16 protein-coding genes and 4 pseudogenes are annotated in these 26754 nt (G+C 56.0%); 9 read left to right on the top strand and 11 right to left on the bottom strand.

Annotated features, from left to right (window positions below; translation table 11 throughout):
- Nucleotides 1-329: 329 nt before the first annotated feature.
- The 11 genes and pseudogenes from CCGE525_RS35620 to CCGE525_RS35570 form a co-directional block, all read right to left on the bottom strand.
- On the bottom strand, nt 330-2696 hold the full coding sequence (locus CCGE525_RS35620; protein WP_120709012.1) for a penicillin acylase family protein: 2367 nt from the start codon (nt 2694-2696) through the stop codon (nt 330-332).
- Nucleotides 2697-3322: 626 nt separating this feature from the next.
- Nucleotides 3323-4070: pseudogene (locus CCGE525_RS35615) on the bottom strand (pyridoxine 5'-phosphate synthase).
- 88 nt (nt 4071-4158) lie between these two features.
- Nucleotides 4159-5796: an MFS transporter gene (locus CCGE525_RS35610; RefSeq protein ID WP_120709011.1), complete on the bottom strand. Its 1638-nt coding sequence runs from the start codon at nt 5794-5796 to the stop codon at nt 4159-4161.
- A 227-nt stretch (nt 5797-6023) separates the two neighbouring features.
- On the bottom strand, nt 6024-7442 hold the full coding sequence (locus tag CCGE525_RS35605) for an aldehyde dehydrogenase family protein (RefSeq protein WP_120709010.1): 1419 nt from the start codon (nt 7440-7442) through the stop codon (nt 6024-6026).
- Nucleotides 7443-7603: 161 nt separating this feature from the next.
- Nucleotides 7604-9007, bottom strand: a complete 1404-nt coding sequence (locus tag CCGE525_RS35600; RefSeq protein ID WP_120709009.1) for an aspartate aminotransferase family protein — start codon at nt 9005-9007, stop codon at nt 7604-7606.
- Between the two features lie 789 nt (nt 9008-9796).
- Nucleotides 9797-10975 carry a M24 family metallopeptidase gene (locus CCGE525_RS35595; protein ID WP_245472389.1) on the bottom strand — a complete coding sequence of 393 codons (1179 nt, stop codon included), beginning with the start codon at nt 10973-10975 and terminating at the stop codon, nt 9797-9799.
- A 546-nt stretch (nt 10976-11521) separates the two neighbouring features.
- A complete protein-coding gene (locus CCGE525_RS35590; RefSeq protein ID WP_120709008.1) occupies nt 11522-12664 on the bottom strand; it encodes a M20 family metallopeptidase in 1143 nt (380 codons plus the stop codon).
- A 33-nt stretch (nt 12665-12697) separates the two neighbouring features.
- A complete protein-coding gene (locus CCGE525_RS35585; RefSeq protein ID WP_120709007.1) occupies nt 12698-13897 on the bottom strand; it encodes an aminotransferase class V-fold PLP-dependent enzyme in 1200 nt (399 codons plus the stop codon).
- Nucleotides 13898-14332: 435 nt separating this feature from the next.
- The gene (locus tag CCGE525_RS35580; protein ID WP_342637464.1) at nt 14333-14863 is read right to left on the bottom strand and encodes a GNAT family N-acetyltransferase; all 531 of its coding nucleotides are present in this window, start codon (nt 14861-14863) and stop codon (nt 14333-14335) included.
- Nucleotides 14864-15088: 225 nt separating this feature from the next.
- Nucleotides 15089-16501: a Glu/Leu/Phe/Val family dehydrogenase gene (locus CCGE525_RS35575; protein ID WP_162950427.1), complete on the bottom strand. Its 1413-nt coding sequence runs from the start codon at nt 16499-16501 to the stop codon at nt 15089-15091.
- Between the two features lie 203 nt (nt 16502-16704).
- Entirely contained in the window at nt 16705-17202 is a 498-nt protein-coding gene (locus CCGE525_RS35570) for a UPF0262 family protein (RefSeq protein ID WP_120709191.1), read from the bottom strand.
- A gap of 624 nt (nt 17203-17826) precedes the next feature.
- Here CCGE525_RS35570 and CCGE525_RS35565 point away from each other — a divergent pair.
- The 9 genes and pseudogenes from CCGE525_RS35565 to CCGE525_RS39760 form a co-directional block, all read left to right on the top strand.
- Nucleotides 17827-18291, top strand: a complete 465-nt coding sequence (locus CCGE525_RS35565; protein ID WP_120709006.1) for an Lrp/AsnC family transcriptional regulator — start codon at nt 17827-17829, stop codon at nt 18289-18291.
- Between the two features lie 400 nt (nt 18292-18691).
- The gene (gene ehuB / locus CCGE525_RS35560) at nt 18692-19648 is read left to right on the top strand and encodes an ectoine/hydroxyectoine ABC transporter substrate-binding protein EhuB (RefSeq protein ID WP_342637463.1); all 957 of its coding nucleotides are present in this window, start codon (nt 18692-18694) and stop codon (nt 19646-19648) included.
- Nucleotides 19649-19957: 309 nt separating this feature from the next.
- On the top strand, nt 19958-20275 hold the full coding sequence (locus CCGE525_RS35555) for a hypothetical protein (protein WP_162950426.1): 318 nt from the start codon (nt 19958-19960) through the stop codon (nt 20273-20275).
- Between the two features lie 410 nt (nt 20276-20685).
- The gene (gene ectB, locus CCGE525_RS35550; protein WP_120709004.1) at nt 20686-22026 is read left to right on the top strand and encodes a diaminobutyrate--2-oxoglutarate transaminase; all 1341 of its coding nucleotides are present in this window, start codon (nt 20686-20688) and stop codon (nt 22024-22026) included.
- Nucleotides 22027-22194: 168 nt separating this feature from the next.
- Nucleotides 22195-23637 (top strand): aldehyde dehydrogenase, encoded by a 1443-nt coding sequence (locus CCGE525_RS35545; RefSeq protein WP_162950425.1) that lies wholly within the window; start codon nt 22195-22197, stop codon nt 23635-23637.
- Nucleotides 23638-23759: 122 nt separating this feature from the next.
- Entirely contained in the window at nt 23760-24932 is a 1173-nt protein-coding gene (locus CCGE525_RS35540) for an amidohydrolase (RefSeq protein ID WP_120709002.1), read from the top strand.
- A gap of 337 nt (nt 24933-25269) precedes the next feature.
- Nucleotides 25270-25673, top strand: a pseudogene (locus CCGE525_RS35535) (VOC family protein).
- 44 nt (nt 25674-25717) lie between these two features.
- Nucleotides 25718-26459, top strand: a pseudogene (locus CCGE525_RS35530) (SDR family NAD(P)-dependent oxidoreductase).
- An 11-nt stretch (nt 26460-26470) separates the two neighbouring features.
- Nucleotides 26471-26752: pseudogene (locus CCGE525_RS39760) on the top strand (SDR family NAD(P)-dependent oxidoreductase); the annotation flags it as partial.
- Nucleotides 26753-26754: the final 2 nt, after the last annotated feature.

The raw sequence follows: 26754 nt of genomic DNA, 5'->3' as shown, positions 1-26754 counted from the left end.
TGCATGCGAAAGATGACTTCCAGCGGGACCTCAAAGCCAAGCGAAACAATTGTGTTTGTTTGGCCGTGAAAGGCAGTGAAACACCTTTCCGGCAATGTATCTGCCCATGGTCGGTACGTCGTCTGCGAGAAAAGGTTTCCAACGGCGCTGATCACCTCTTGCTAAACGGGCGACCGGCCGCCGCGCGTCGATATAGAAGAAGATCGGAGCTGTTCGAACGTAGCGATATATCGCAGACTCTGTGAGCGATACAATGGAGTGTCCCTTCAATGAATGTATATCTGGCACGCCCACCCAATGCGTCGGTGAATGGGGCGATCCACACTCGCTTACTCAGCCGGGTTCAACACGATCCGCAACTCTGTCGCCTCATCGATCGCTCGGCACGAATAGAGCAGCGGCTTGTAGTCGCCGCCAAGCCAGGTTTCCTTGAGATCCCGATAGTGCGAGCAGCGCGGATCTCCCGACTGCCCGGGGAGGTTCACGAAGAGGCAGTTGTCCCAGTCTCCTACGTCGATAACCATTCGCATCGACGGACCGGTTGTTGTTTGAAAATCGTGGGAGCGGTATGCCGCGTACATGATGGTCGAGTCACTGCCCCCAATTTGCATCGGTTCAATGTCAAAGGATGCCGAGAGTTCGGGGAAGGCGCGGCTCACCGCATGGTTCAATGATAATCTGTGCATCTGGCCCCATTGCCAATTTGTAGGGTCTGCTCCGAGGCATGCCTCACAGTCGCGCCATGCGGCTGCCAACGTCTGTTCCAGAATTTCCTGGCGTGTTTTCTCAGCATCAGTGCCGATCCATTGTTCAGGCCTTTCCACCACCGAGAGGATAGATTGGATATTACCGGGTTGTAGTAGACAGCTGTACTCTTCCTGGGCGAAGATTTGGAAAATCCTCGGCTTTAGGTGCTTGGTGAGCCAGTTTTCAAACAGCACCGCAGGTGACGATTCGGCGTTCAGCACGCAATCCCAGGAAAGCATATGAGCAGCCGCCCGACGAGCTGTGTCTCCTTTAAAACGTTGCTCCCGCAGGACAGCTTGGAATCGCTCCGCCGGCATTGAATAAAGATCGTTTTGCAGTCTGCAAGAGTCGTAAACCGTGTGCTGCGGCTGGCCGTTCAACACGTGATGGATCCGCTGCGCTCGGCTTCTTTCCCCCCATTCGTAACCAATTGGAGACTTACTCTTCTCCCCACCGTCGGGTAAATTCATTTCGTTGGCTGTCGCAAGGAAGCCCTGTTCGGGGTCGACCGCTGACGGCAGATCTACTAACGCAACAAAACCGCTCCACTCGTATCGGCCATCACCTGGCACTGGCAGAAGCCCATTCCAGTTTGGCCGAATTGGAGTCCTCCCGGCGATCTGCCAACCAATAGTCCCACTCACGTCTGCATAGAGATGGTTTGTTGAAGGCGTCCCCCATCCCCTAAGGGCCTCGCAGTACTCGCTGAAAGTTTTTGCACGCATAGCCGATAAGCTTGCTAAGTACGGAGCGCTGCCCGGTTCGTTCCATACAGTCCGTATGGCAAATGATTTGCGACTGTCAGGATCTTCGTAGATAACTGGACCGTGCCGGGTGAAGCGCAATGGTAGTGTCTGCGGTTCACAACCCTTGACCTCAAATATTTCCTCAACGATCCTCATGGATTCCCATCCGTCGTTGTAACGATATACAGCGGGATCGCCCGAATGAGTTTCGTAGACATAAATATCTTCTTGGTCAGCCCCGGAGATGGTGAGCGAGAAAGCGCTGTGGCCGTTGTGGCCCAACGCAATGCCTGGAACAGCTGGCTCGCCGGCGCCAATCAGATTCAAGCCTGGCATCGAAAGGTGGACCATGTAGCGGAGCGACGGCACAGTTTGCGCCCGGTGCGGATCCGTAGCCATAATTGGACGACCGGTTGCGCTGCGCTGTGGCGAAACCACCCAGTTGTTGGAGCCTTCTGAAGTAGTCGATTGCTCCACCTCACCGTTAACATCCAAGCGATTCCAAAGGCGCGCCTGACTCAAAGTAGCGGCAAGACGTCTCGGACTGAAGCTAACGGGTGCTTTTGCCAGCTTTAGCAGGTCGGCAACCGCCAACGGAATATCCGAGAGCCTGAGGTTTGGATCTGCCACGGGCTGTACGTGCGGTTCGAGCTGGCTGCGAAGGATATCCGCCGTGGCTCCAGACGTCGCCAGCACGTTAGCCCGTGCGATTTCCAAAACTGCATTATATGTGAGGCAATGGCTCCGGATTCGAACGACGTCTTCTGCTTTCCAACGCGATGGCCGGCTATCAAGCTTTTCGAATTCCGGGGGGAGGTTTTCGCCGCCCTGCTCTATGCGCTCGACAAAGGCGTTGACACCGGCGACGAACGCCTCGCAGACAAGCTTCGCGTCGGGCGAATAAGCCGCCCACTCTGCATCCATATCTCCGCGATAAAGCATCAGCCGACAGGCCCGATCTTGCTCCAGAAATCCTGGACCAAAATCGGCCGCCAACAGTCCGAGACCTCGTTTACGCCAAAGGTCGATCTGCCACAGGCGATCCCTCGCCGCATTGTAGCCCTGCACGAAAAAAAGATCCTCAAGGGTCTTAGCGCGAATGTGGGCGACACCCCATCGGTCAACCGCAATCTCGGCAGGCCCGTTCAGACCTTTAAGGTTAATTGTTCGCACTTCGATATCAAGTCTATCTTCCGCGGCCATGAGGGACTATTTCTCCCGATTTTTGATCTTGTGATGAGTATGAGTAGTGCTGTGACCGCAATCTTGAGCTTGGAAATAGAGCGTTCACAGTGCTGGCTTCTTTGTTACATTCCTGCGATTTGGCGTGTCACCCGAGGGCCAAAAGAATCATCTAAGCTCGTTACATAACTATACAATTCCCTTGTAACAAATATGCCACAGAAGACGTTCGGGCTCGCTAGGAAAAATGTGGTATTCTGCAAGCCGGAGGAAATCTCAATTGTTCCATATTGAAGCGTAACTTGCGCTCTAAGCTACCCCCGTCCAGCTTATCCGGGGCTGCGTAAATACGGGCGTCACGCAGAAGTCCTGCGTAGTTCCGATGCTCCCTGCAGAATTCTGGCGCTCATCGGCGCGCATAGCGCCGAGCGAAGGGTCGTACGAACATAAGAGCCGGACTAAGCATGGCCAGCGCGCTTCAGTCGGTCGACCCAATCTTTTGCCTTCGCTCTCGCCGCAATAATGGAGGGCGACACCGTAGGGTCACAAACGGCCTAGGTTCAAGCCTATGCACCAAGTTTCAGGATGCGGAGCGTTCAACTCCTGAAAGCAACTATAGCGCCACTCTTGAAAATCTCCTCTAGCCCTCATACGTCCTGACCGCACACGCGCCGAAATCGCCGTACAGACTGGCTGATCCCATATTCGAGGGCGTCGGCTATCAAACCATGTCCGATCGAAACTTCCGCCAATTTGGGAACGCGGGCGACGAGCGCCGGTAGATTTGCAACCGTCAAGTCATGGCCGGCATTGACCGCGAGACCGAGGTCAAGCGCGAGCTCCGCCGTCTTTCCAAGCGCGTCAAGCATACGCACAGCTCTTGCAGGATCGTTATAACAGGCACCATAGGGGCCGGTGCACAGTTCAACCCGGTCGGCTCCAATCTCTTTTGCAATCTTCAGCGCCTCGCTGTCCGGCTCGCCATTGACGAAGACTGATACCCGCACGTTCAGTTTTTTTAGGCGCTGGATTACGTTTTCATGCAGTCTGTGGCTCTTGCGAAACTCCCAGCCATGATCCGAAGTTGCTTGCGAGGGGCCGTCCGGAACTATGGTAACCTGCTCCGGCAGATGCTTCTCTACTAGACGCAAGAAAGTTTCATCTGGAAAGCCTTCCAAGTTGAACTCTACTCCCGAAAAAGAGCCGTCGATCAGCGCCCGAATAGGACCCAGGTCGGAGAAGCGGACGTGACGCTGGTCGGGGCGAGGGTGCACTGTCAGCCCGCTTGCGCCCGCTTCTAGCGAGATGCGACCGAGGTCTACAAGGCCATGGTAGGTCGCGGCGGTTGCGCAAAAGGGCGATAGCATTCAAATTTACTGAAAGTCTCGCAGGCATAGCATTCCTTCTTGGTTCCAGGCGTCGCGCGTCCCGCCGGCATTTGATAGATTCGCAGTTGTGCGTGTGACAGAACTCGGTTACGATGTTAGAGGCGAGACAAATAGGGGTTCTGATCTGACTTACGGGACGCGCCTGCCGGTCGCTCTATCGAAAATGTCGTTTCAGGTGGACGATCTGCTGAATGCAATCGCATCAATCGTGCGCCTATTTCCTTGTCATTCGCCGTAAGCCGATGGTTGAGGCGTAAGAAATCCAGCCAGGTCGGCGTCCGGAACGTCTCCGTCCATAGCGAAGGGAACTGGAGGTTCCGCTGGAGCGTCCAACTCCGGGCTCCAGCCCTGCTCTGGACTCTACGCCTTTCGCGCATAAGTCCAAGAAAGTCGTCAACGCTCCCTTCCGGAATAGAATATTCCACTTTGACGACAATGGGACCGCTCCTCGGCGTCACGTCGAGCGCTAAAGTGGGTGGCGTGAACTCAAAGTCCTCTTGCTCTTGCTCTTCCCAAGGCAATATGGGCAACACTCTCCCGACTGCGGCAACAAGCAACAAAACTACCGCGCAGCTGACCAGGGCCCACGTCAATGAGTAGTTCTGCGCAACAGCGCCCCAAACCCAACTGCCGACTGCAATGCCGCCGTAGGTAAATGTATAGTAGATAGATAGGGTTCGCCCAACGACCCATCTGGGACTTGCCATCTGCACAGCCACGTCGATCCCCGTCCATGTTATAACCCATCCCGCGCCCGCAACTGCCAGCGCAACCGCCGCGACTATTACCGACGGAGCGAATGCGATCGTGAGGCAACATGCGGCGCAGCTGAGAGATCCGAGCATGATCAGTCGTTCTTGTGGCATCATGCGCCTCAGGATGCTGTTGCTCATACCGGCAATGAACGCGCCTGCACCGAAGCCGGCCAGCAAGATGCCATAAACCACCGGTCCGCCCGCCAGTTGGTCCCTGACGACGATGGGCAGCAGGGCGAGGATAGATATGCTTGACATCCCGAAAATCGTTGCACGCACAGTCGCCGCTCCGATTTCCGAAGACATCGCCGTAAACCGCATGCCGTCGTGAATTGCTGTTATGATCCGTTCACGCGGAAGTGGTGGCTGGCGAACTTGCCATTTGCCACGCCAGACTGCGTTCAAGGGAGCTAGGTGGCTCAGCGCTGCCAATGCAAACGCGGCAAGCGGCCCGAAATAAGCCAGGATGATACCACCTAAAGCCGGCCCAACGCTGCGCGCAGTGTTGTAGCCAATCGACAGCAGCGTCACTGCGGCTGGAATATCGCGTTTCTCAAGAATATCGCCGACCGAGGCGTGCCACGCTGGATCGTTCAAGGTGAAACCGCAACCTGCTAAAAACCCCAATCCAAGTAGTAACCATGGACTAACGAAGCCTATCGCCACCGAAAACGCTAGTGTGATGGATGCCATTGCGATCAAGAAATGGCCGGCTAGCATCACCCAACGTCGGCTGAAACTGTCGGTGAGGGCTCCAGCGAAGATTGATAGAAAGAACGAGGGGAGTGTTGAGGAAGCCTGAACAAGTGCGACCATCAAATCGGAAGTGGAAATCGTCGCCATCAACCAACTGACGGCCGTGGTCTGGACGAGCCAACCGATACTGGAGATTTGTGTGGCTAAGCAGAGCGATCGAAATATTCTGTTTTCGAGAGGCGCCAACGTCGTCGAACTGACTACCGATTTTTCGTGCTGCATAGCTCACTGCCTCGCGGGAACCAATGCTCTGCCGTTGGTTCGTTTCTTCTGACGCGATTGCGAGCAGCTCTCGGACGAATGAATTACGCAAGCGAAATGGCTGTCACCGAAACGTGCTCGGCGACAGCCTGGTTGCCTTGGGAGGCGTGAACCGTTCGCTTGGTTGCGTATTTGATTCCCAGTCTAGTTCCTGCTTTCGCGCTCATGGTGTCCTCAGAACGCACGGGTTAGAACCTGTAGGGCCGATTGATGCAAACCACCTTGGGCTGGGTCATTTCCTCGTAGGCGAAACGGACGCCTTCCCGGCCCATGCTGCCGTATTTGAAGCCGCCGAATGGCATGGCATCGAAGCGATAGTCCGAAGAGTCGTTGATCATCACGCCTCCGGCCTCGATCCTGTTCGCCGCCTCAAGCGCGACATTGAGGTTGCTGGTGAAGATGCCGGCATGCAGGCTGTAGTCCGGATCGTTGGCCATCTCGATCGCTTCATCGAGCGTCTCGAAGGGCGCGAGCACGACGACAGGAGCAAACACTTCTTCCTGCCACAGGCGGCAGGTCGTCGGCGTGCCCTCGAGTACCGTCGGGTGGTAGAGCGATCCCTCACGCTTGTGGCCGCAAAGCAATTTCGCGCCGGCAACAATGGCCTCATTGACCGCTGCTTCGGTGCGTTCCGCAACTTCCTTCGAGATCATCGGACCGACATCGGTACCTTCGAGCAGCGGATCGCCGGCCTTCAGCTTCTTCGTTGCGGCGACAGAGGCATCGCGGAACCGCTCGTAAAGCCCTGCTTGGATTAGCACACGCTGAGCGCCGATGCAATTCTGGCCAGCCGCCCAGAAGGCGCCGGAAACGCAGCCTTCAACCGCCATGTCGAAGTCGCAGTCATCCATGACGATGACGGGAGCATTGCCGCCGAGTTCCATCGCCAGTTTCTTGAGGCCGGCCTTGCGGCTGATTGCCTCGCCGGTGGCAAAGCCGCCGGTGAACGACACCATGCGCACGTCACGTTCGGAGATCAGAGCCGTCACCAATTCCCGGTCGCCGTGAGCGGTGGTGATGATCTCCTTCGGCAAGCCCGCTTCCACAAGCACCTCGACCAGCCTGATCGCCGAAAACGGCGTCAGGTTCGACGGCTTCAAGAGCACGGCATTGCCGCCGGCAATCGCCGGGCCGAGCTTGTGAGCGACGAGGTTCAACGGATCGTTGTAGGGGGTGATGGCGGTGATGATGCCGAGCGGCTCGCGGGTGAACCAACCCTGGCGCTGTTCCGATCCGGTATAGGCATCGAAAGGCACGATTTCGCCGGCATTGCGCTTAGCCTCTTCGGCAGACAGCTTGAGCGTGTTGATGCAACGGAGCACTTCCTTGCGCGCCTGGACGATCGTCTTGCCGGCCTCGCGCACGATGGTTTCGGCAAAGACGTCGCGACGGCGCTCGATGAGTTGAGCGGCCCCTTCGAGAATGCTTGCGCGCTTATGTCTCGGCAGATTGCGCGACAATTCGGCGCCGCGCCGGGCGCGGGCGATGAGTTCGCCGATCTCGCTGGCATCGGTGGCGTCAATCGTTCCCAGCACAGATCCGTCATAGGGGCTATGGACGGTGATCGGTGCCAAGCTGGTCGTGACATGAAGTTTGGCAGCGGTCATAGGCCGGCTTCCTCTCTGTTGATGGTGCGCAAAGCCGCGCGACGGTTGAGCTTCTCGATCAGGGCAGGAAGTGGATTCCCCTGCCCTGTCAGAATCCGATTGCATGGGTCGATGGCGACCGGTCGTTCGAGCTCGACCAGAACAGTACCGGTCGCCTTAACTCAGATTTTCTCGCCGTTGAGAACGAGGTCGTCGATCACGCAGCGCACCGCCTTCTCGGCGATGGAGACGATCTCGTCGATTTCCGCCTTTGTGGTGACAAGCGGCGGGGCAAAGCCGAGGATATCACCATGCGGCATGGCGCGGGCGATGAGGCCACGGTCGCGGGCTGCCTTGGAGACGCGGGCACCGACCTTCAGCGACGGATCGAAACGTGTCTTGTTCTCACGGTCTGCGACGAACTCGATCGCGCCCATCAAGCCAACGCCACGCACTTCACCGACGATCGGCAGCTGTGCGAACTTTTCCTTGAGCTGAGCCTGGAAATAGGCACCGACTTCGCGGGCGTTGCCGGGCAGGTTTTCCTTCTCGACGATGTCGAGGACCGCGTTTGCGGCTGCCGCGCCGATCGGGTGGCCGGAATAGGTGTAACCATGCGAGAAGGCACCGACCTTGTCGGCCCCCTCTTCCATCACCTTGTAGACCTTCTCACCAACGATCGAGGCCGAAAGCGGGAAGTAGGCCGAGGTCAGGCCCTTGGCGACGGTGATCAGGTCAGGTTCGATCCCGTAATGCTGCGAGCCGAACATCGACCCGGTGCGGCCAAAGCCGGTGATGACTTCGTCGGCGATCAGTAGAACGTCGTGCTTCTTGAGCACCGCCTGGATCGCTTCCCAATAGCCTTCCGGCGGCGGCGTGATGCCGCCCGTACCAAGCACGGGCTCGGCGATGAAGGCGCCGACATTATCCGGACCAAGCGTCTCGATCATCTCGTCGAGCTCTGCGGCACGACGGGCCGAGAATTCGCGTTCGGTCTCGCCGGGGTTGGCGCCCCAGTAGTGGTGCGGGACACCGGTATGATCGATCTGCGGTAGAGGCAAATCCATATGGTCGTGATAGAAGCTCATCCCGGTCATTGAGCCGGAAACGACGCTGCAGCCGTGATAGCCGCGTTCCCGCGAGATGATCTTCTTCTTGGTCGGCTTGCTGCGCAGGTTGTTGTAGTACCAGACGAGCTTGGCCTGGGTCTCGTTGGCGTCCGAGCCGGACATGCCGTAAAACACCTTGCTCATCTTGCCGGGCGCCATCTTCACGAGGCGGTCGGAGAGAATGGCCAGCTCATCGGTCGTGTGCGCGGCGTAGGAGTGATAATAGGCCAGCCGATAGGCCTGACGCGAGATCGCCTCGGCAACCTCGGTGCGGCCGTAGCCGACGTTGACGCAGTAAAGACCGGCAAAGCCGTCGATCAGCTGGTTGCCATGGGCATCCTGGATGCGGATCCCCTTGCCCATCTCGACGATCGTCGGCTCGCCGAGCTTGCCGGTGGCGAAATCCTTCAGCTGCGTGAAAGGGTGCAGGACCGAGTTGCGGTCCTTCTCAGCGATGTCTTTGATATTGATGGTCATAATTGCTTTCCCTTAAGTCCGCGGCGGCGCAACGCCTGCATTTCTCACTCCAAAGCTTTTGGGATCAGACCGCTACGTGCGGTGTGTTCCAGCTCTGTCAACTAAGCAAACAATACACGACGCCCCGCGGCTGCCGGCTGCGTCAAGGGTCTCTTCTATGCTCAAATTCGGCGAAATTGGCGACCGAAATGCTGGAATTTGACTCGGTCCCTGAAAAGAAGCCTCGGTTTTGACAGTTACGCTCGAGGACGCAGTTCTCCATCCATGCGATACACGAGTTCAGTTGGGAGGCGGGATCCTACAGGTTGACGAAATCCCATCGCCGCCAACGTGGTCGCTTCCCAGTTCCGGAAATCCCGCGGTTGTACGATCACGCTAACAAATCACACTGTCATTATGAGGGATGTCGCCTTTGATCGGTTCCGCGAAGCTTTCAGCTTAGGGTGACGCGTGGTCACAGAGCTCGGGAACAACGAAAAAGCTGAACGACCGGAACGGCATCTGCACCACAGGTGATACGCAAAATAAAAAGGCGATGCGATGAACTATCTTGCTTGCAACATATCCGGATTTGTGAGCCGAAATATCAGCCACACTTCGAATTTTTGGTCTTACACGAGCCAAGAAAGTCAACGGAATTTCGACGTAATGTTTATGCCGTTGGAACAGAAAAGTGGACGCCCAACTCAACATGAGGAAGAGCGCCGACCGTTGCAGAGGATCGTTCATTGCGTCCAGACTCGCGAACCAAATTGATTGATCTAGCCGCGAGCCCGGGATGGGATGGTCTTAACGAACGTGAAGTTGCCGTGGGAAATTCGTAAGGATTTCGCACCCTGTTTCCGTGACTCGAACTGTTTCGCTCGTGCCGGCGTCCGCGAAACCGAATACCTTGACCAAGGAAGGAATATGGAACGTCATGTTAGGGCGCAACGTCCGCGTTTCCCCGCGCTTAAAGGATAGAATGTAGCCTTCGCCCCAGTCCGGGGGAAAATTAATGCCGATGGAATACCCGGTCCGTTTGAAACGACCTTCATAGCCACCCTCGGTAACGGCAGACGACCAAACATCCCAAACCTCTCCCAACGGTCGGCCTGGCCGAATGGCGCTGATCATTTTCTCAAGAGCCTTTCGCGATACCTCTTCCATTCGCTCCATCTCGCGATTGGCCGGTTTGACCAGGATAAATCGCATCAGGGCTGCGCTGTAACGATGCACGCAACCAGAAATTTCGAGCAGTACGGGATCACCCTCTTGAACCCGTCTTCCGGCCCATGTCGCATGGGCTTGGCTTGTCCGAACGCCTGACGAGACAAAAACAGGCAGACCCGGATATTCGCTCCCCATACTCGTGACGGCCCGCTGAATTTCCGCCGCAATGTCGTTTTCATTGGCGCCTGCACGGATCTGAGATATCCCCATCTCCATCCCAACTTCCGCTATACGAGCGGCCTGGCGTATATATTCCAGTTCCAGATCTGACTTGACAACTCGTGAACTCTCCACCGTGAACGAGCCGTCTTGAAACTTGGCACCAACGAGCATCTCTCTCAGACGTTCATAATCAACAATTGACAGAAACCAACTGATTTTTTCGACACCGATTACCGCGTCAGCGCAGCCCATCTTGCGTATGGTGTCGACCAGCAGTTCGATCGGCACCTCATGGTCCATGTAGCTTGTGGACTGTTCTATCCAAGACAAAACTTTGACGTTAGTTTCCTCGATGCCACGGGTGATATGCACCGGGTCACCGGAAATAGGGACCAATAGGAACTGGCTGCTGAAATATCCGACGGTGTGATAGCCGCTCATGTAATAAATGTTTTCGGGCGTGCTCACGACCAGAAGGTCAAGTCCTCTTTCTGCCATTTCTTGGCGGACTACTTTCAGGCGCCTTTGAAATTCCTCGACTGGAAATGCGAGATCTTTTTGAACAACGGCGTCGTTCATACCCGGAACTTTCATCTACCTATCCTTGAGTTTGAAGCTTCTCCTTCGAGAATCTAGCAGTGATCGCAATGACACTTCAGTCGCCTGCTACGCCCTTTATGCAGAAATTCTGCCCAATGCGTCGTCTTCCGCACAATTCCTGCGACTTTGTGAAGCGCTCAGTCGCGGCATCCCATTTCACAGGCATCATCTGCGGATTAGTGTGGCGGCTGGCTCGATCAGGCCGTGGATGTGCTGGCAAAATCGAGGTATAGCAGGTCCTCGTTGTCCGCACCGACAGCGCCTAAGGTCAACAGTGAACACGTGGCACAACCAGGCTAATGGTTCAACACTTGGAGTTCGGCAAGTGAACATTAGGCTGTGATTGACCGAGCTAATCGTCGCCGCGTCGGCGGTATCGCAGAACAGATCATGCTCACGATTATGACAAGCGGCATATTCATAAGTTGTCGGTGCGGCGGTTTCCGCCACACCTTTAGGATGCTGAGGGAGCGATCAGGTCGCCAGCGGCACAAGGAAGTTGATATACGGTATTGCCTTCGTGCCGCAGTAAGTGTGTTGTCAATAGCTCAGCATAATGCGTTGATAAATTTCGACCGAATTCGCTAATTGGTCCATTTCGACGTACTCATTGTCCGTGTGGGCGCGATCAATACTTCCTGGGCCCAGAACGATGCATGGAATGCCCGCTAGCGATAGCTGACTAGCGTCAGTCCCGTAAGGAACTCCAGTATATGTTCCGGTCCCCGCGACCTCAGCGCACGCGCGCGCTGCTACGGCAGCAATTTTACTCGTTTCGGAGCTGTTCGGAGCCGGGTCTTCGAGTGCGGGAAGCAAGGAACGGACATTTATACTCTCGCGTTCGCGCAGAGCCTGCAGTATGCTCTCAACCTCTTGTAAGGCTTGGTCTGGTCGTTCGCCGGGGACCAAGCGCCTGTCCACCCAGATGCGGCACGACGGGGGAACAGTCGTTAGTTCCAATCCACCTTCGATAAGGCTTACTGTTAGAGTTGGAGGAGTGACCAATGGTTGCGTCCGAGAGGCTAGGTCCTGGCCATGTTCGCTAAGTGCCAAAATGACCTTGGCCATGCCCGTAATTGCGTTGACGCCGAGATGAGGTTTCGATGTGTGCGCCGGAACTCCCTGAACCTCAATTTGCCAGCGGACCGAGCCCTTATGAGCGACTACGAGTTCCAGTTCTGTCGGCTCCCCTACAACTGCCGCCTCGTAGGTGGTTCCGGAAAAGGCGATCGCCCGGGCACCAATCTTCCGATACTCCTCGTCGATGCTGGCGGCAACTACAATAGTGGCGTTGGGCTGCCGATCTCCGAAAGTACTGAGGGCAACTAACATCGCCGAAAGGGAACCTTTCGTGTCACAACTCCCGCGACCATACACCCGACCGTCTTTCTGCTCGGCGGAAAACGGATCTGAGGCCCAATTGTCGGTCGGCACAGTGTCCATATGGGCTACGAATAGCACGCGCCGATCCGGATCCTTTCCCGGGACCCACGTCAAGAAGTTTGACCTTCCTTCAACCACATGCTGTAACTCGTAAGCAAGGTTGTTGTCTTTGCAGAACCTTTCGAGATAATCGGCAACCCGCTGTTCTCCGCTTCCCTTCGGCGAGAGTGATGGATTTATACTCTCAATTTTAACGAGGTCCTTAAGGAGCGCGACGGTATCTATGCTGCGCGATGACATAATTTCTCCTGCTTCCGTGGAAATTAGCTTTGACTATTTCAGCCAGTTCTTTGTCAGATCGATCACCCGATCAACCTGGTCCTCAGTGTTGTAGAGATGAAGCGAGAACCTGAGCATCCCGCGACGGCTCGATACGAGAACTTTGTTTTTGGCAAGATAGTTTTGTAGTTCCTGAACAAAGGGCGGGGCCGCTTTGGCACCGGAGAGCGTGGCAACGTCGCCGGCGGCTACAATACTTCCTGTATGCTTGCCCGGGGCTCCGCCGCAGATGGGCAGTCCGAGATCCAACAGCCCCGCGGCCAATCGCGCGGCCAACGCCGTAACATGCCTATCGATTGCTTCGGTGCCGATCTCAAGCATCTGCCCCATGGAGGCATATGCGGCGATCATCCCGGGAAAGTTATAGTGGCCAACATCAAAACGGGGAGCGCCATCCCGCAGTTTGGCCGCATTGAGAATCGGAGCCGATTCCGGCGCATTTCCGAGGTCAACACTGAAGCGAGCAAGATACGCCGGATTGAGCCGATCGGCCCACTGTCGGCGGCAATACAGGAACCCTGACCCATAAAGACCCATAAGGCCTTTCACGGTCGATACGGCCAAGCCATCTAACCCCATTTCGGCAACATCGGTGTGAAGGATCCCGACCGATTGAGTTCCATCGGCGAGAAGAAAGGCGCCAAATCGTCTACAGGCTTCGGCTATCGGTTTTGTCATTGTCCGGAAGCCAGGAACCATAGTTGCAGTGGAAACGGCCACTACGCGAGTCGTGGAGCTGATCGCGTCGACGATAGCGTCGACGGGCATTGCGCCGTTGTCCGGCTCAACAACTTTCAGCTCGATATTGTGCAGCGCTTTAACCTGTAGCCAGGGCAAAATGTTGTTAGCGTGCTCCAGTTGAGGGCAAAGGACAACGCGGTCTCCGGGCCGCCAGTCAATCGCATTGGCGATTATATTAATGCCTTCCGACGCATTCTTTGTGATCGCAACTTCGTCTTTATCCGCACCGACGAACTGCGCAAACCGGGCGCGGGTCTTTTCGACATCCCGCAACTGAGGAAGTTCGTCGTTATCTCCGTGCAAGCGATTGTCCAGATGCTGGTCGAAGGACGTCCTCGTGGTTCGGGAGATCAATCCCTGATTTGCTACGTCCATGTAGAGGTAGTTCTGGGTGGCGGGAAACTCCTGCCGAAGTACGTTGAGGGGAAGCAAACTGCGTTTCATACCAGTCATAGCGGCTCGTCAATTTGGGGGACGATCAGTACCTTTTTACCTTACGTCCCAAGTTGGCAGGTTGAAGTGCTTGCGCCGCGCATCAACAGCGGCAGAGCCAGCTATCTACTGGCACCGTCACCATATGCTCTTTGCTGTGTACAAAGCGGACGGTTTTTCGAATTTGGAGCAGGTTTTCTGCGTGTAAGTGCGATTCTTGCAGTTTCACGTCACAACTGGGGCGAACGCCCGAATTACGTTGGCCGGCGTCCCTTTGACCGAAACCGGAGGGATGAAACCTGTCTGCGTTAGCACCGCGGTGTAGATGGATTGAGCCGTCGATGTCACTGTTCATCGTCGGACCCCCGATAGCTGCTCGCACCGGTGCCCGAAATTTCAAAACGGTCGGGGATTTATGACCGGAAGAGATAATTTACCTTACTGGTGTATGGGGCGTCAGGAACTGATGGCAGTGCCGCTTGATGCGGGGAGTATCAAACTGCGGTGGAAAACCACGCGGTCCTCATACGGACCATCATAATGGCGATGAACGACCGCCCCTTCGGCGTCACCAACGAGCGTGAAACCGAGGGCCTCGTGAAAGGCGATCGAGCCTGTATTTTGTGGAGCGGTGATCGCGATAACCTCAAACCGGCCAGCGGCAATCGCACGGTCGAAAAAAGTCAAATATAGGCGACGCGCAAGTCCTTGTCCTCGACTGCGCGGGTCAATGCCAACAAAGTGTATGTAGGCCTGCTCCAGGTGGTCTGGGGAGAAAAAACCAACCAAAAGGCCGTGGATGCGGGTTTCATCTTCCGCAATCAGGCTTGTGGACGCGAAGTGCTGCAGAAACAACTGTGGGAGCAGAAGAGAAAGAGCCCGTGCCTGTTCAGGAGTACGAGAATCTGCCCACCAAACTTGGATCGCATTGACTAGGACTGGATAGTCGGAGGTGCGGGCGGGACGCAAGCTAGTCATACTATTCATCTCAATGCTCCCACGGTCATATCAGTTCAGAAGAGTCGAAATGAAGAACGACTTATTTCCGAACAGCCCGAAAATCCGACGTCGGATCTTGAGGGTGGTATCCGCTTTGATGCCGCCTGATCACGTTACGATATGATTGGGCGGCGAATGACTGTCGCATGATCAAAACCTTCCCGCTACTCCGCTTATTCCGCCCAGTCTCGCCGTTGACAGTCGTAAGTCGGATCAAATGCCTATTGCCTCATAAGCTTCGGCGATTTGTCTAATCGATACGACATAGGCCGCGGTCCTATAATCGGCCAGTTCGGGACGTAGCTCCATGAGGTTCGCGATGCGTGCCCAAGTGCTTCGCATGACGTCCTCTAGTCCGGATCTGACCAGGTCGATCTCCGCTCCTCCCTCTAGGAACTCGTCGCGCATATCTGGGGGGAACTCCCTCCCCGTCATGCGTTCCAGCACAGTCGCAATCGCATGGTTTCGCCTTTCACGTCGGCGCCTTTCCATTAGCCCAAACGGAATATGGGTAAGGTTTTTTACCCATTCGAAATAGCTGACGACCACGCCGCCGGCATTGACATAAAGGTCCGGAAGGATTGTCACCCCCCTGCTGCGTAGAATCCTGTCCGCTTCAAAGGTGATTGGCCCATTAGCAGCTTCTACAACTAGATGCGCGCTGATGCGCTCCGCATTCTCCGAGTGAATGGCGTTTTCCATCGCCGCAGGAACAAGAACATCGCAGGGATGCTCGATGCCTGTCATATCGCCTGCACATGATCTCGCGCCGGGAAAACCGAGAATGCTTCCAGTCCGGACTTGATGTTGCTTTAGAGCCTCGATGGCCAGACCTGCGACGTTGGCAACATAGCCGTCCCGTTCAGCTACGACAATCACGCGTGCGCCGTCATCCTCTGACAGGAACTTGGCAGCGTGATAGCCGACGTTACCGAAACCCTGGACGATGACTGTTGCATCCTTCAAGTCGCGACGACCTTGCAAGCCCGGTGTTCGGGTGTCTTTCAGGAAGCTGTGGATGGCGAACTGAACGCCGCGACCGGTAGCTTCCGTGCGACCGGCAATTCCACCCTTTGATATCGGCTTACCCGTGACACAGGCACGCGCGTTGACAACATCAGTGGGATTGGCTCGACGGAACTCGTCTACCATCCAGGCCATTTCCCGTTCTCCCGTACCGATGTCTGGTGCCGGTACGTTAACTCCTGGGCCAATGAGGCCACGCTTGTTGAGTTCCTGCGTGAAGCGGCGGGTGATGCGCTCGAGTTCCTGCGGAGTCCACGCGCTCGGATCGATCTTGAGTGCTCCCTTCGATCCACCAAAGGGAACGTCAACAAGCGAGCACTTCAATGTCATGAGAGCGGCCAGAGCTTCAACTTCGTCGGCATCGGCATTCGACGCGTAGCGAATGCCGCCCTTCACCGGCTCGCAGTGCTCGCTATGAACGGAGCGCCAGCCAATGAAGCTGTACATGCGGCCGCGTAGCCGCACGCCAAATCTTACCGTGTAGGTCGAATTGCATTGAACGATCCGCTCTGCAAGCCCTTCAGGAAGATCGATAAACGTCAGGGCGTGGCGGAAGTTCTGGTCGACGCTTTCGAGAAAACTAGCAGAATTACTTTTCATAATACACCTCGACCGTGGCGCCCTCATGTCGAATAGCGGATATTCGAACTTGTTTACTCTGTTCTAGTTGAGAAGCACGGGTCTTTCGTCTTGAGCTTGTAGACAATGGAGGGTCCTTCTTATTGGTCTGATCCGGATTGATCATAGGCGCTTTGCCGTATAACGCAGTCTCGCGGGGGTCCTGATCGGGAGGGGTCCCCGTTTCAACCGAAATGAAATCGATACCTGTCGCTCCCCCAAAACAGAGCGTGAATGAGAGAGAACAGCCGACGGGCGGTATCTTGATCGACGCTCACGCCTGTCGATAGCCGCTCCTTCAATAGCTCAGCCGCCCGGTTATGGATCCCGCGTCGACCCATCTCGATTGCTTCGAGCCTCTCAGGGCCGGGGTATCGAATTGCATCGTAGTACGTCTCACAAATGCGACTGTAGTCACGAAGGAGCCGGCGAAAAGGCGTGAGCGAAAGGTGATGAGTAATCACTGGAACCGCCTTGGCATCGGAAATACTCAAAGCTAGCAAGCCCTTGGCCATTCCAACGTGTAATTGGTGCGCCCCCCCCGCATGGCCTACGGGACGAAACATGTTCTCCTCAAGAAGACCGAGAATAGCAATGGCCCTCTCGCCTTGAGCACGAGCGTCTGGCCCGCGGAAACAACGGTCGAGCGACACATCCGAAAGACGAAATTCTGCCGCGGTCACGCTCGCCTCCGACGCAAGATTGCGGACCATCTGCAGCCCAGGCAACGCTCAGCTGTGTTCTCTAGGTGGCGCGTGCTCTTTCTAGCGGACAGCGATGCGGTGAAGATCCGGACGTCGGGGCAGAACCTAATCATGCGAGCACACTTCTCCGATCCGGAACAGTTGTAAGATGAGTTGCGACGCGTTGTTCGGGAATCGTATCAACATCTCCCATCGTATCAACATCTCCCACGGCGGCATTTGCCCTAAGGATAGATGCGGAGAGGGGTCTAACTAAAGCTCAGTAGGATTGATAACGCAGAAAACCGGCGTATATATGCGCAAATGCGCAGGATTTCCGTCGTACCTTTAGATTACCAACTTGAGGGGCCTATCGCCCGCGCATAGTCTACGAGTGCAACAATGGCCTCGAAACGAAACCCGTAGCTGGAAAGGTTACTCTCAAGTCCCTCCCGACTTCAGGACAATGAGCCGTTGGGTCGGCCTGTCGTCGAAGCAAGAATGGAGCACGAAGAATGGAACCGCCTTTGGCGTTTTTGGCGCCCGGCTCGGCGTCACATTACACAGAGTAGCCGTACAAGGCATTTCACCTGCGCGTAAGCGCGATCTCTCGAAGGATTGCCAATGGAACTGGACCATTTTGACCGAAAGATCCTTGACGCGGTTCAACGGAATAATCGGCTAACCACTGAGGAACTCGGCGAACTTGTGGGCCTTTCGGCTACCGCTTGTCAGCGACGTTTGAAGAAACTGCGTGACGCCGGAGTCATTGAGGCGGATGTTGCTATTGTTTCGCCGGAGGCCGTCGGGCGGCCCATGCTCATGCTGGTATCAATAAGCTTGGAGCGCGATCGGTCCAATATTATCGACCGTTTTAAGCAAGCTATCAGGAAAACGCCTGAGATAATGAGCGCATTCTATGTGACAGGCGAGGCCGACTTTGTTCTCCTTATTTGCGTGCGAGATATGGTCGAGTATGAGGCATTTACACGCCGATTTTTCTACGAAAATCCTGACATCAAAGGATTCAGTACGATGGTCGTCATGGACCGCACTAAGGTGTCGTTCGCTGTGCGCATCGACAAATAGGGCGCCGGACATTTGGTCCGGAAAGCATGCTTGCTGTCGCAGCGGCACTATGCTCTGCGGACGCCGACTTTCGCTAACTAAAATCAATTCGAACAGTAGGTCTAACCGCTGGAAAACGTAAGCGTGATCGGCCAATAACGCGCTATCAGGCCCCGTGCCCCATGCCGGAGCCAGTTCCTGCTAACAAGAATTGCCACCAACTTACACGCGATCCTTTTTTCGACGACGACCTGCTGCTTTTTTTCCACCCAATGCGCATATTTCCTGCATGTCCTTCATATAATTGCACGAACGGGTCCGATCTCCGTTGCTAAACTAAATGAGTGGAAAGTGAGAGATCGGCCGGCAGCCAGAACATGGCCAGAGGTGGTTTGGGCTGGGCACGGGCGCTCACGTCACCATGAAAGGGAACTGCCGCATCAAAGTTCGCGTCATAGGCGGCATTGCGGCGAACAAAAATCGGAGGAAATGCAAGATGAAGTGTACGAACAGCGACCAATACCGGCTTGATCTTTCGAGGCGCACGGTTCTGAAAACCATGGTTGCGCTGGGTGTCGTAGCTCCTACAGCATCCTTTGCTGGTTCGGCTTCGGCGCAATCGCTACTTGATAAGATCAAAAATGGCGAGACGATAAAAATCGGGTTTTCCAATGAAATTCCCTGGGCCTATCCAGGAGAAAACAATGAACCGCTGGGCTTCGTCAATGTCATGACGATCGATATTCTGAAGAAACTCGGCACGACTAAGGTCGAGCCCGTGGTGACCGAATGGGGCTCTCTCATTCCGGGTCTTCAGGCAGGTCGCTTCGATATTATCACCGGAGGCATGTTCGTCTACCCGGACCGCTGCCGCAACGTACTTTTTACTGAACCACTCGGGAAGGCTGCGGATGGCCTGCTCGTACCGAAAGGAAATCCGAAAGGACTGCACTCTTACCAGGACGTGCGCGATAAGGGGCTCATGTTCGTGACCGCGTCTGGCTACGACTCGGTGAAACTCGCCCAGAAGGTCGGTATCCCCGACGCAAAGATCATGCAAGTCGCAGGGCCTGCGGAAATTCTGCAGGCGGTGAAGACTGGCCGGGCCGACGCTGGCGCAGGCGACTACTTCACCGTCAAGCAATTTGCTGACAAGGAGGAGAGCATCGAACTCGCTGATCCCTTTACCCCACCAGTCGTCGGCTATCCTGCCTTTGCGTTTGCCCTTGACCAGCAGGCAGCAGTCGACGCCTTCAATGCGGTTTTGAGAGACTATCTCGGCTCCGACGAGATGATGGCATCGGTAAGCAAGTACGGCTATACGAAAACGACTCTGCCGGACGGCACCAAGACCGTCGACCTCTGCAAGCAGCCTTGATTAGATAGCTGGGCTCTAGGCAGCGGTTCCCGCCGGCTCGGGACTGGAAGGGGCGCACTGGTTTCTCGCTACGCGACCCACGCCAGGGTTGTCGACCACTCCTGGCGTGACCGTCGTGGCATATTAGTGGCAATCGTCCTCGGTTTGTTCGTCGGCCTAGCCCGATTCTCGTTATGCTAGCCAATGCATTGGTTTTGTACGGCCTTTAGCGAGTTCGTCGCGCTTGTCGAAAGTATTCGAGGCAGTCCGGCCCCGTCCCGGAGAGGCAGCATTCATTCTTCTGTTTGCTTTCAGAATGCGCGGGAGTAGATGTTCTGGTCGTTACCGGTCCACTCACCGGTGAACCCGAAGCCCTTTGTCAGTCATTGCATCGCCTCGAAGCCATCGCGGGCTCGGCGCGCCGTTCTGAAGATTGGAAGCCGCAATCTTCAGCATCTTTTTCTCGCCTCGGCAGTGGCCGATCCCAACACCTTGCTGGAAATGCCTGGTGACATAACGAACCGGATCCAGATGCAGATGCCCGTTATCGCCGACGACAAGGCATTGGCGCTGTCCGTGCAGGGTTGTTTCCGGCAAAAGGAATGGCCGTCCTTCGGCATTTTCCGGAAGATGCGCTGGGGAACTTAAGGTCGTTGACCGGTCGATGCTATTGTACCGCGCCCGCGATACGCACGCTTCGAAATGCGTCCTCATTTTTCAAATGGTAAATCAACCTTTGGAATGGCATCAGAACCCTGTGCCCGCTGCACAACATTGCGGGTGTTTATTTGTCTTCCGTTAGTCAGCGTGCGGTTATGCCTTAAAATCTGCGACGGGCCAAGAAATCTTCCAGGGTTTCCAAAGAATTCCGTCGTTTTTCTGCGCGTTCGCCAAAATGACGCAGCAATCCCGCTTGAGGCCGGAATAATCTACGGAAAGCGTGTTGCCAGCTCTGCTAGATTCCCGGGCATGGGTTCCGAAGGCCTGACTTACAGAAAATGCCCGTCCAGCGGCTGTAGGAAACCAACCATCTGCCTGCTAATAAGGAGATTGCGGCTATGAGCAAGAACTTCGCGCCTTCAAACGACGCGAGCATCGAGATTTTCGAGCGCCTCGAATCTGAAGTTCGTGGTTACATTCGATCGTTCCCGATCGTCTTTGATCGCGGAATCGGTACAACCTTGATCGACGTGGAGGGTCGGGAATATCTCGACTTCTTCGCAGGTGCTGGCGCCCTCAACTATGGTCACAATAATCCAGCTTTCAAGAAGCCGTTGCTCGACTACATTCAGCGCGACGGCATCATTCACGGGCTCGATCTCGCGACGAGCGCCAAGAAGGCGTTCATCGAGGCTTTTGAGCGGTACATCCTGAAGCCACGGGGTTTGAATTACAAGTTGCAGTTTACTGGCCCGACCGGCACAAACGCGGTCGAGGCGGCACTCAAGCTTGCCCGTCAGGTCACAAAAAGATCAAACGTGGTCGCATTCACCAACGGGTTCCATGGCGTGAGCGCCGGAGCCTTGGCCGCGACCGGAAACAAGAAGTACCGGAGTGCTGCGGGGTTCGGTCTCGCACATGTAACGGCTTTGCCTTACGATGGCTATCTCGGTCCTTCGGTTGATACGCTCGACTACTTCGAGAAGTTGCTCAACGATCCGAGCAGCGGGCTGGACAAACCTGCCGCCGTCATTTTGGAAGCCATCCAAGGCGAAGGTGGCATCAGGCCGGCCAGTTTGGAGTGGCTGCAACGACTGCGCGACATCACCAAGCGGCACGAAATCCTGCTTATCCTGGATGAAATTCAGGCAGGTATTGGACGCTCGGGGAAATTCTTCGCCTTTGAAGCGGCTGGGATCGTCCCAGACATCGTAACTTTGTCGAAGTCGATCTCGGCGGTCGGAACCCCGATGGCTCTCGTTCTTTTGAAGCCTGAACTGGACATCTGGTCGCCGGGTGCGCACAGCGGTACGTATCGCGGCAACAATCTCGCTTTCGTTGCTGCTCGAGCTGCTCTTGAAACATATTGGGCCGACAGCAAGTTCGAGGATGAGATCGCTGCGAAGTCTGCAATTTTGGCGGACGAACTGAAGTCCATTGCCAACGACTTCCCCAACTTCGAACTGACTGTACGTGGCCGAGGACTGATGTACGGTCTTGTCTCGGAAAAGGATCCGTCGCTGCCCGGCAAGATCCAGGCGGAAGCACTTCGTCGCGGTCTTGTGATCGAAACCTGTGGCGGTCGGGGCGAGGTATTGAAGTTCCTCGTTGCCCTCATCATCACCGAGGACGATTTGCGCCGGGGTCTATCAATCGTTCGCGAGAGCATCGGCGCAGTACAGGCGAGCTTGGGCAAAGGCTCCGCCAAAGCAACTCTCGGCACAGAAGTCGACGCCTAGATTATCTGCCGACAAGAAAAATGCTCGGATCGCCTGCTGACGCCAGGCGATCCTTTCCGACCCGCCAGCTGCTTTCCGGCCGATGCTGGCACGAAGCACCGCGGCGGGTCGACTATATAAGCAGCGAGAGGCACGGAAATGATAGCGACAAATGGCGCAGAGACCCCGATGAGCGGCGAGCACATCGATATATATGTGAATGGGAAACTCCGACCGGCGCATTCGTCGGCCAGGATTCCGGTGGTTAATCCTGCTGATGAGCGTGAGTTTGCCACGATACCGGATGGCGATAAGGAAGACGTCTCTGCAGCGGTAGACGCCGCGCGGGAGGCATTCAGGAACTCCGGTTGGCCGCAACTGCCGCCGTCGGAGCGAGCCAAGTATTTGCGCCGACTTACCCGCGCAATTGATAAGCGCGCCGAGCAACTCGGTGCAGTTGTCACCGCCCAGATTGGCATGCCGATCGCAGCCTCGGTGCAATCAAATGGTGGCGCAACAACAAAGCTCTACGACTATTACGCCGAGGTCGCCGATCAGCTCGAAGTCGAGTTCGAGCGCACCGGACACGGCCTTCGTACAGTCATGCGAAGAGAGCCAGTTGGCGTTGCCGCGCTGATCGTTCCATGGAATGGACCGCAAGGGGCTATCGCGTGGAAACTTGCTCCCGCGCTCGCTGCCGGTTGCACAACGGTGATCAAGCCGCCGCCGGAAGCATCGCTCGATTCCTATTTGCTGGCAGAAGCTCTCGACGAGGCAGGTATTCCTCCCGGTGTTGTGAACATTGTGTTCGGTGGTCGCGAAACTGGAGCCTTGCTTGCCTCACATCCCGGCATCGACAAGGTATCATTCACCGGATCAACGCATGCCGGGCGCCAGGTTGCTCTTGCCTGTGCGGAGCGCTTCGCCCGTGTCACGCTTGAGCTTGGCGGGAAGTCAGGTGCGGTGCTACTCGATGACGCGGATCTCGATACGTTTCTTCCGCTCGTAGCGCCGGCATGCATACCTTTCAGCGGTCAGATTTGTCACGCCCTCACTCGAGTGATCGCGCCACGCGCCCGCTATGACGAAGTCGTGGAAGGGATTGCGAGCAAAATGGCAGCACTCGTCGTTGGCCATCCGCTGGATCCGGCGACTCAGGTCGGTCCCCTCGTGGCGAAGCGACAAAGGGATCGTGTCGAGGAGTACCTCGCGTCCGGCCGTGCACAAGGTGCACAGGTGGTGACAGGTGGGGGTAGGCCGCCGGGTCTGGATGTCGGCTATTACATCCAGCCAACGGTTTTCCGGGGCGTGGACACCTCAATGCGCATCGCACAAGAGGAGATCTTCGGGCCGGTCGTCTCCGTAATTCCTTACGACAGTGAGGAAGGAGCAATCTCGATATGCAACGGCACGACATATGGCTTGGGCGGGGCGGTGTTTACGTCTGACCCTGAGCGGGGCATGGCTGTAGCGCGTCGGATCGAAGCTGGCGTTGTCGGTATCAACCGATACACCCTCCATATCGACGCGCCCTTCGGAGGCATCAAGAGCAGTGGCATCGGCCGCGAACTCGGGATGGAAGGTCTGACGGCTTTTCTGGAGTTGAAGTCGATCTTTCCACCCCAGGGGTGAAAGCATGAAATGCCGCATTATACTGGTCGCCTCGTCTACGGTTCGTTGCTTTATGAAACGGGAGCCGGGCCGAAAACTAGGCGGCACGTATTACAACCCGTTTCGTTGAGAAAGCAATCGCCATGCCCATCGTAAATCGCGTCGCCGACCTTTTGCCGGATATTATCTCTTGGCGTCGCGACATCCATGCCCATCCCGAGCTGGGGTTCGACGTTAATCGTACTGCTGCTTTGGTTGCCGAGCGCCTGCGCGAATTTGGCTGCGACCAGGTTGTGATGGGCGTCGGCAAGACTGGCGTGGTCGGCGTCATACGCGGCAAGATGGCCGCCCATAACAACAAAGGGAGCGTCATTGGCCTACGCGCCGACATGGATGCGCTGACTATAGAGGAGGCAACTGATCTACCCTACTCTTCAAAGAGCAAGGGTCTCATGCATGCTTGCGGACACGACGGCCACACCGCGATGCTGTTGGGTGCGGCCCGTTACCTTGCTGAAACTCGAAACTTTGCCGGTACGGCAGTTGTCATTTTCGAGCCAGCGGAAGAAGTTGGCACAGGTGCACAAGCGATGATCGAAGACGGTCTCATGGAGCGCTTCGGTATCGAGGAGGTCTATGGAATGCACAATTGGCCGGGGTTGCCGATTGGCGTCTTCGGTATTCGATGCGGTCCAATGACCGCAGGAACGGATGGCATTGAGATTACAGTTAAGGGGCGGGGCGGTCATCCTGGTACCCCGCACCAATGCGTCGACGCGATTCTTGTCGTATCGCAGCTGGTAGTTGCAATCCAACAAATCCTTGCTCAAAACGTCGACCCATTGGAACCGGCAGGCATTTCCTTCCACGAACTCCAGTCGGGTAGTCCGCAGCGCATTGTCCCTGAGGCGGCCCTGCTGCGAGGTAGCATGCGTACGCTGTCCCAGGAGGTACGAGAATTTCTGAAGAAGCGCATCGGGGAGGTAGTCGCCGGGATCGCTCTAGTAACCGGCGCTGCGATTGAACTTGTTATTGAGAGCAGCGATGCGCTCACGTTCAATCAGACCGCGCAGACGGAATTCGCGCTGCAGGCCGCAAAGCTCGTTGTCGGAGACCACAATATCATTGAGCCTCCGCCGGTGATGGGAGGAGAAGATTTCGGCTACATGGCAAAAGAGCGACCAGGCACGTACGTCTTCGTCGGAAATGGAGATAGCGCCGGCTTGCATCACGCAAATTACAATTTCGATGATGAGGCAATCTCGTATGGGACGTCGTTCTGGATCAAGCTCGTCGAGAGTAGGCTTGCTGGGTGAAATGTTCGCCAACATACGCAGCTGACAATCGGTCACGCCATTTGGGCTGAATGCTTGTATGGCTGACCTATCGGAAAACGTGGTTTTCGTTGACAACCTTCGTTAGTGCGACTGCGCATCGATGCAGATTTTGTAGCATTATGTCGAAGCTGGCCTTTTCGTGAAACGGTGGAGGGCGGGGGCTTTTAAAGCAAAATTCCGTTGAAGGCCCTGCGGACCCGCCGCCACGGCAAGGTATGATAGGCTCGATACTCTCGCTCGACGAGCTAAGGAACACTGTCTAACTTATCGCCTAATTCGACTGGTTACGGATGTGTAGTTGGGGTGGTCGGATAACATTGCAACGATTATCGCACCGTTCGAAGTCCGTCTCGCCGTGCGGGATTTGCCGCGAAAGCGCGCCTTTTGCGAACAGGCGCTGGGGCTCGCCTTCGTGTCGGAATTCAAGGTAGCTGGCTCGAAGGCTGCTGCTGTGTCTGTCACAGGATGGGTATTCGGTCGTGCGCCTCCAGACGCAGAAAGGCGAGCATATTAAGCTGCTTTGCCCGGACCGTCCGAATGCGCGGCAAGAAAACGGTCTTATCCTTGACTGGCCAGGTGCCAGCTACCTTACCTTCATTGTGGATGACCTGCAGGTTTTGCTTAGTTGATTGATCGAGCACGGCGCGGAGGCGATCACCGGAAGGCACGTGGCTCGCCTTCGTGACCGATTCCGAAGGCCACATTGTGGAGCTTGTTTAATACGACGACCTCCATGGATATCGCACGAACTTTGAGAAGGCGCCATGACTTTCGATTTTGAACACCGAACGCTTATTGTTACCGGCGCCAATGGCGGCATCGGCCGGGAGATTGCCGAACTGTATCACACGTCCGGCGCTAATTTGCTTCTAACGGATCTTGATGAGTCAGCGTTGGAAACGCTTTGCGGGCTCATTTAGCGACAGCAAGCGAATCTTGACACTTAAGGCAGACGCTTCAAGCGTGGAAGATGCAGAAAAGACTATAGAACTTGCCATGAAACAATTCGGAGGCATCGATTTCCTCGTGCCGTCCGCAGGCATCTACCAAGCCAAACCGTTCGCTGAAATGTCTGATGGGGATTGGCACCGGACAATCTCGGTCAATCTAAACGGCGCTTTTTATCTATGCAAACGCGCCCTGCCGGCGTTGAAAAAAAATGACTCCTCGATTGTCACGATTGCATCTTTGGCCGCCTATCGCGGGGCCTATGTCAACGCCCACTATGGCGCGACGAAAGGGGCGATGGTTTCTCTAACGCGTTCCCTTTTCCGTGAGCTTGCCCCGACGACGCGCGTCAACGGCGTGGCACCAGGGATCATCGAGACCCCGATGATCAACGAACTGCTGAAAACACGCATGGATGAAAGCATTTCCCAGACGCCACTCAAGCGCCTGGGCAAGCCATCTGATATCGCTTCCGTCGTTGCCTTTCTGTGTTCACCCGCCGCGAGCTTCATCATCGGCGAGACGATTCAGGTGAACGGCGGGATATACATGGCTTGAAGGCACACACAATGACCGGACTTCTAGAAGGCAAACTGGCGTTAGTGACCGGTGCGGGACGCAAGCTCAGTGCAGCAATTGCTGCCGGCATGGCCGCTCAGGCGTCAACCGCTGTCCTCGTCGATCTAAACGGCGACGCGGCAAGGGCGCAGGCAGAGACGATCGCTCGCAACGGGATGGCGGAGGGTCACGCGCTCGACGTGACTGACCGCGAAGCCGTCGGAAAGTTCGCGTTAGACATTCGGTCCCGCTTCGGCGGTCTCGACGTGCTGGTCAACAATGCGGGCGTTGCGGG

The sequence above is a fragment of the Rhizobium jaguaris genome, from assembly GCF_003627755.1.
GTDB lineage: Bacteria > Pseudomonadota > Alphaproteobacteria > Rhizobiales > Rhizobiaceae > Rhizobium > Rhizobium jaguaris.
The sequence above is the reverse complement of the archived record's forward strand: the minus strand, read 5'-3'. Positions and strand labels throughout refer to the sequence as shown.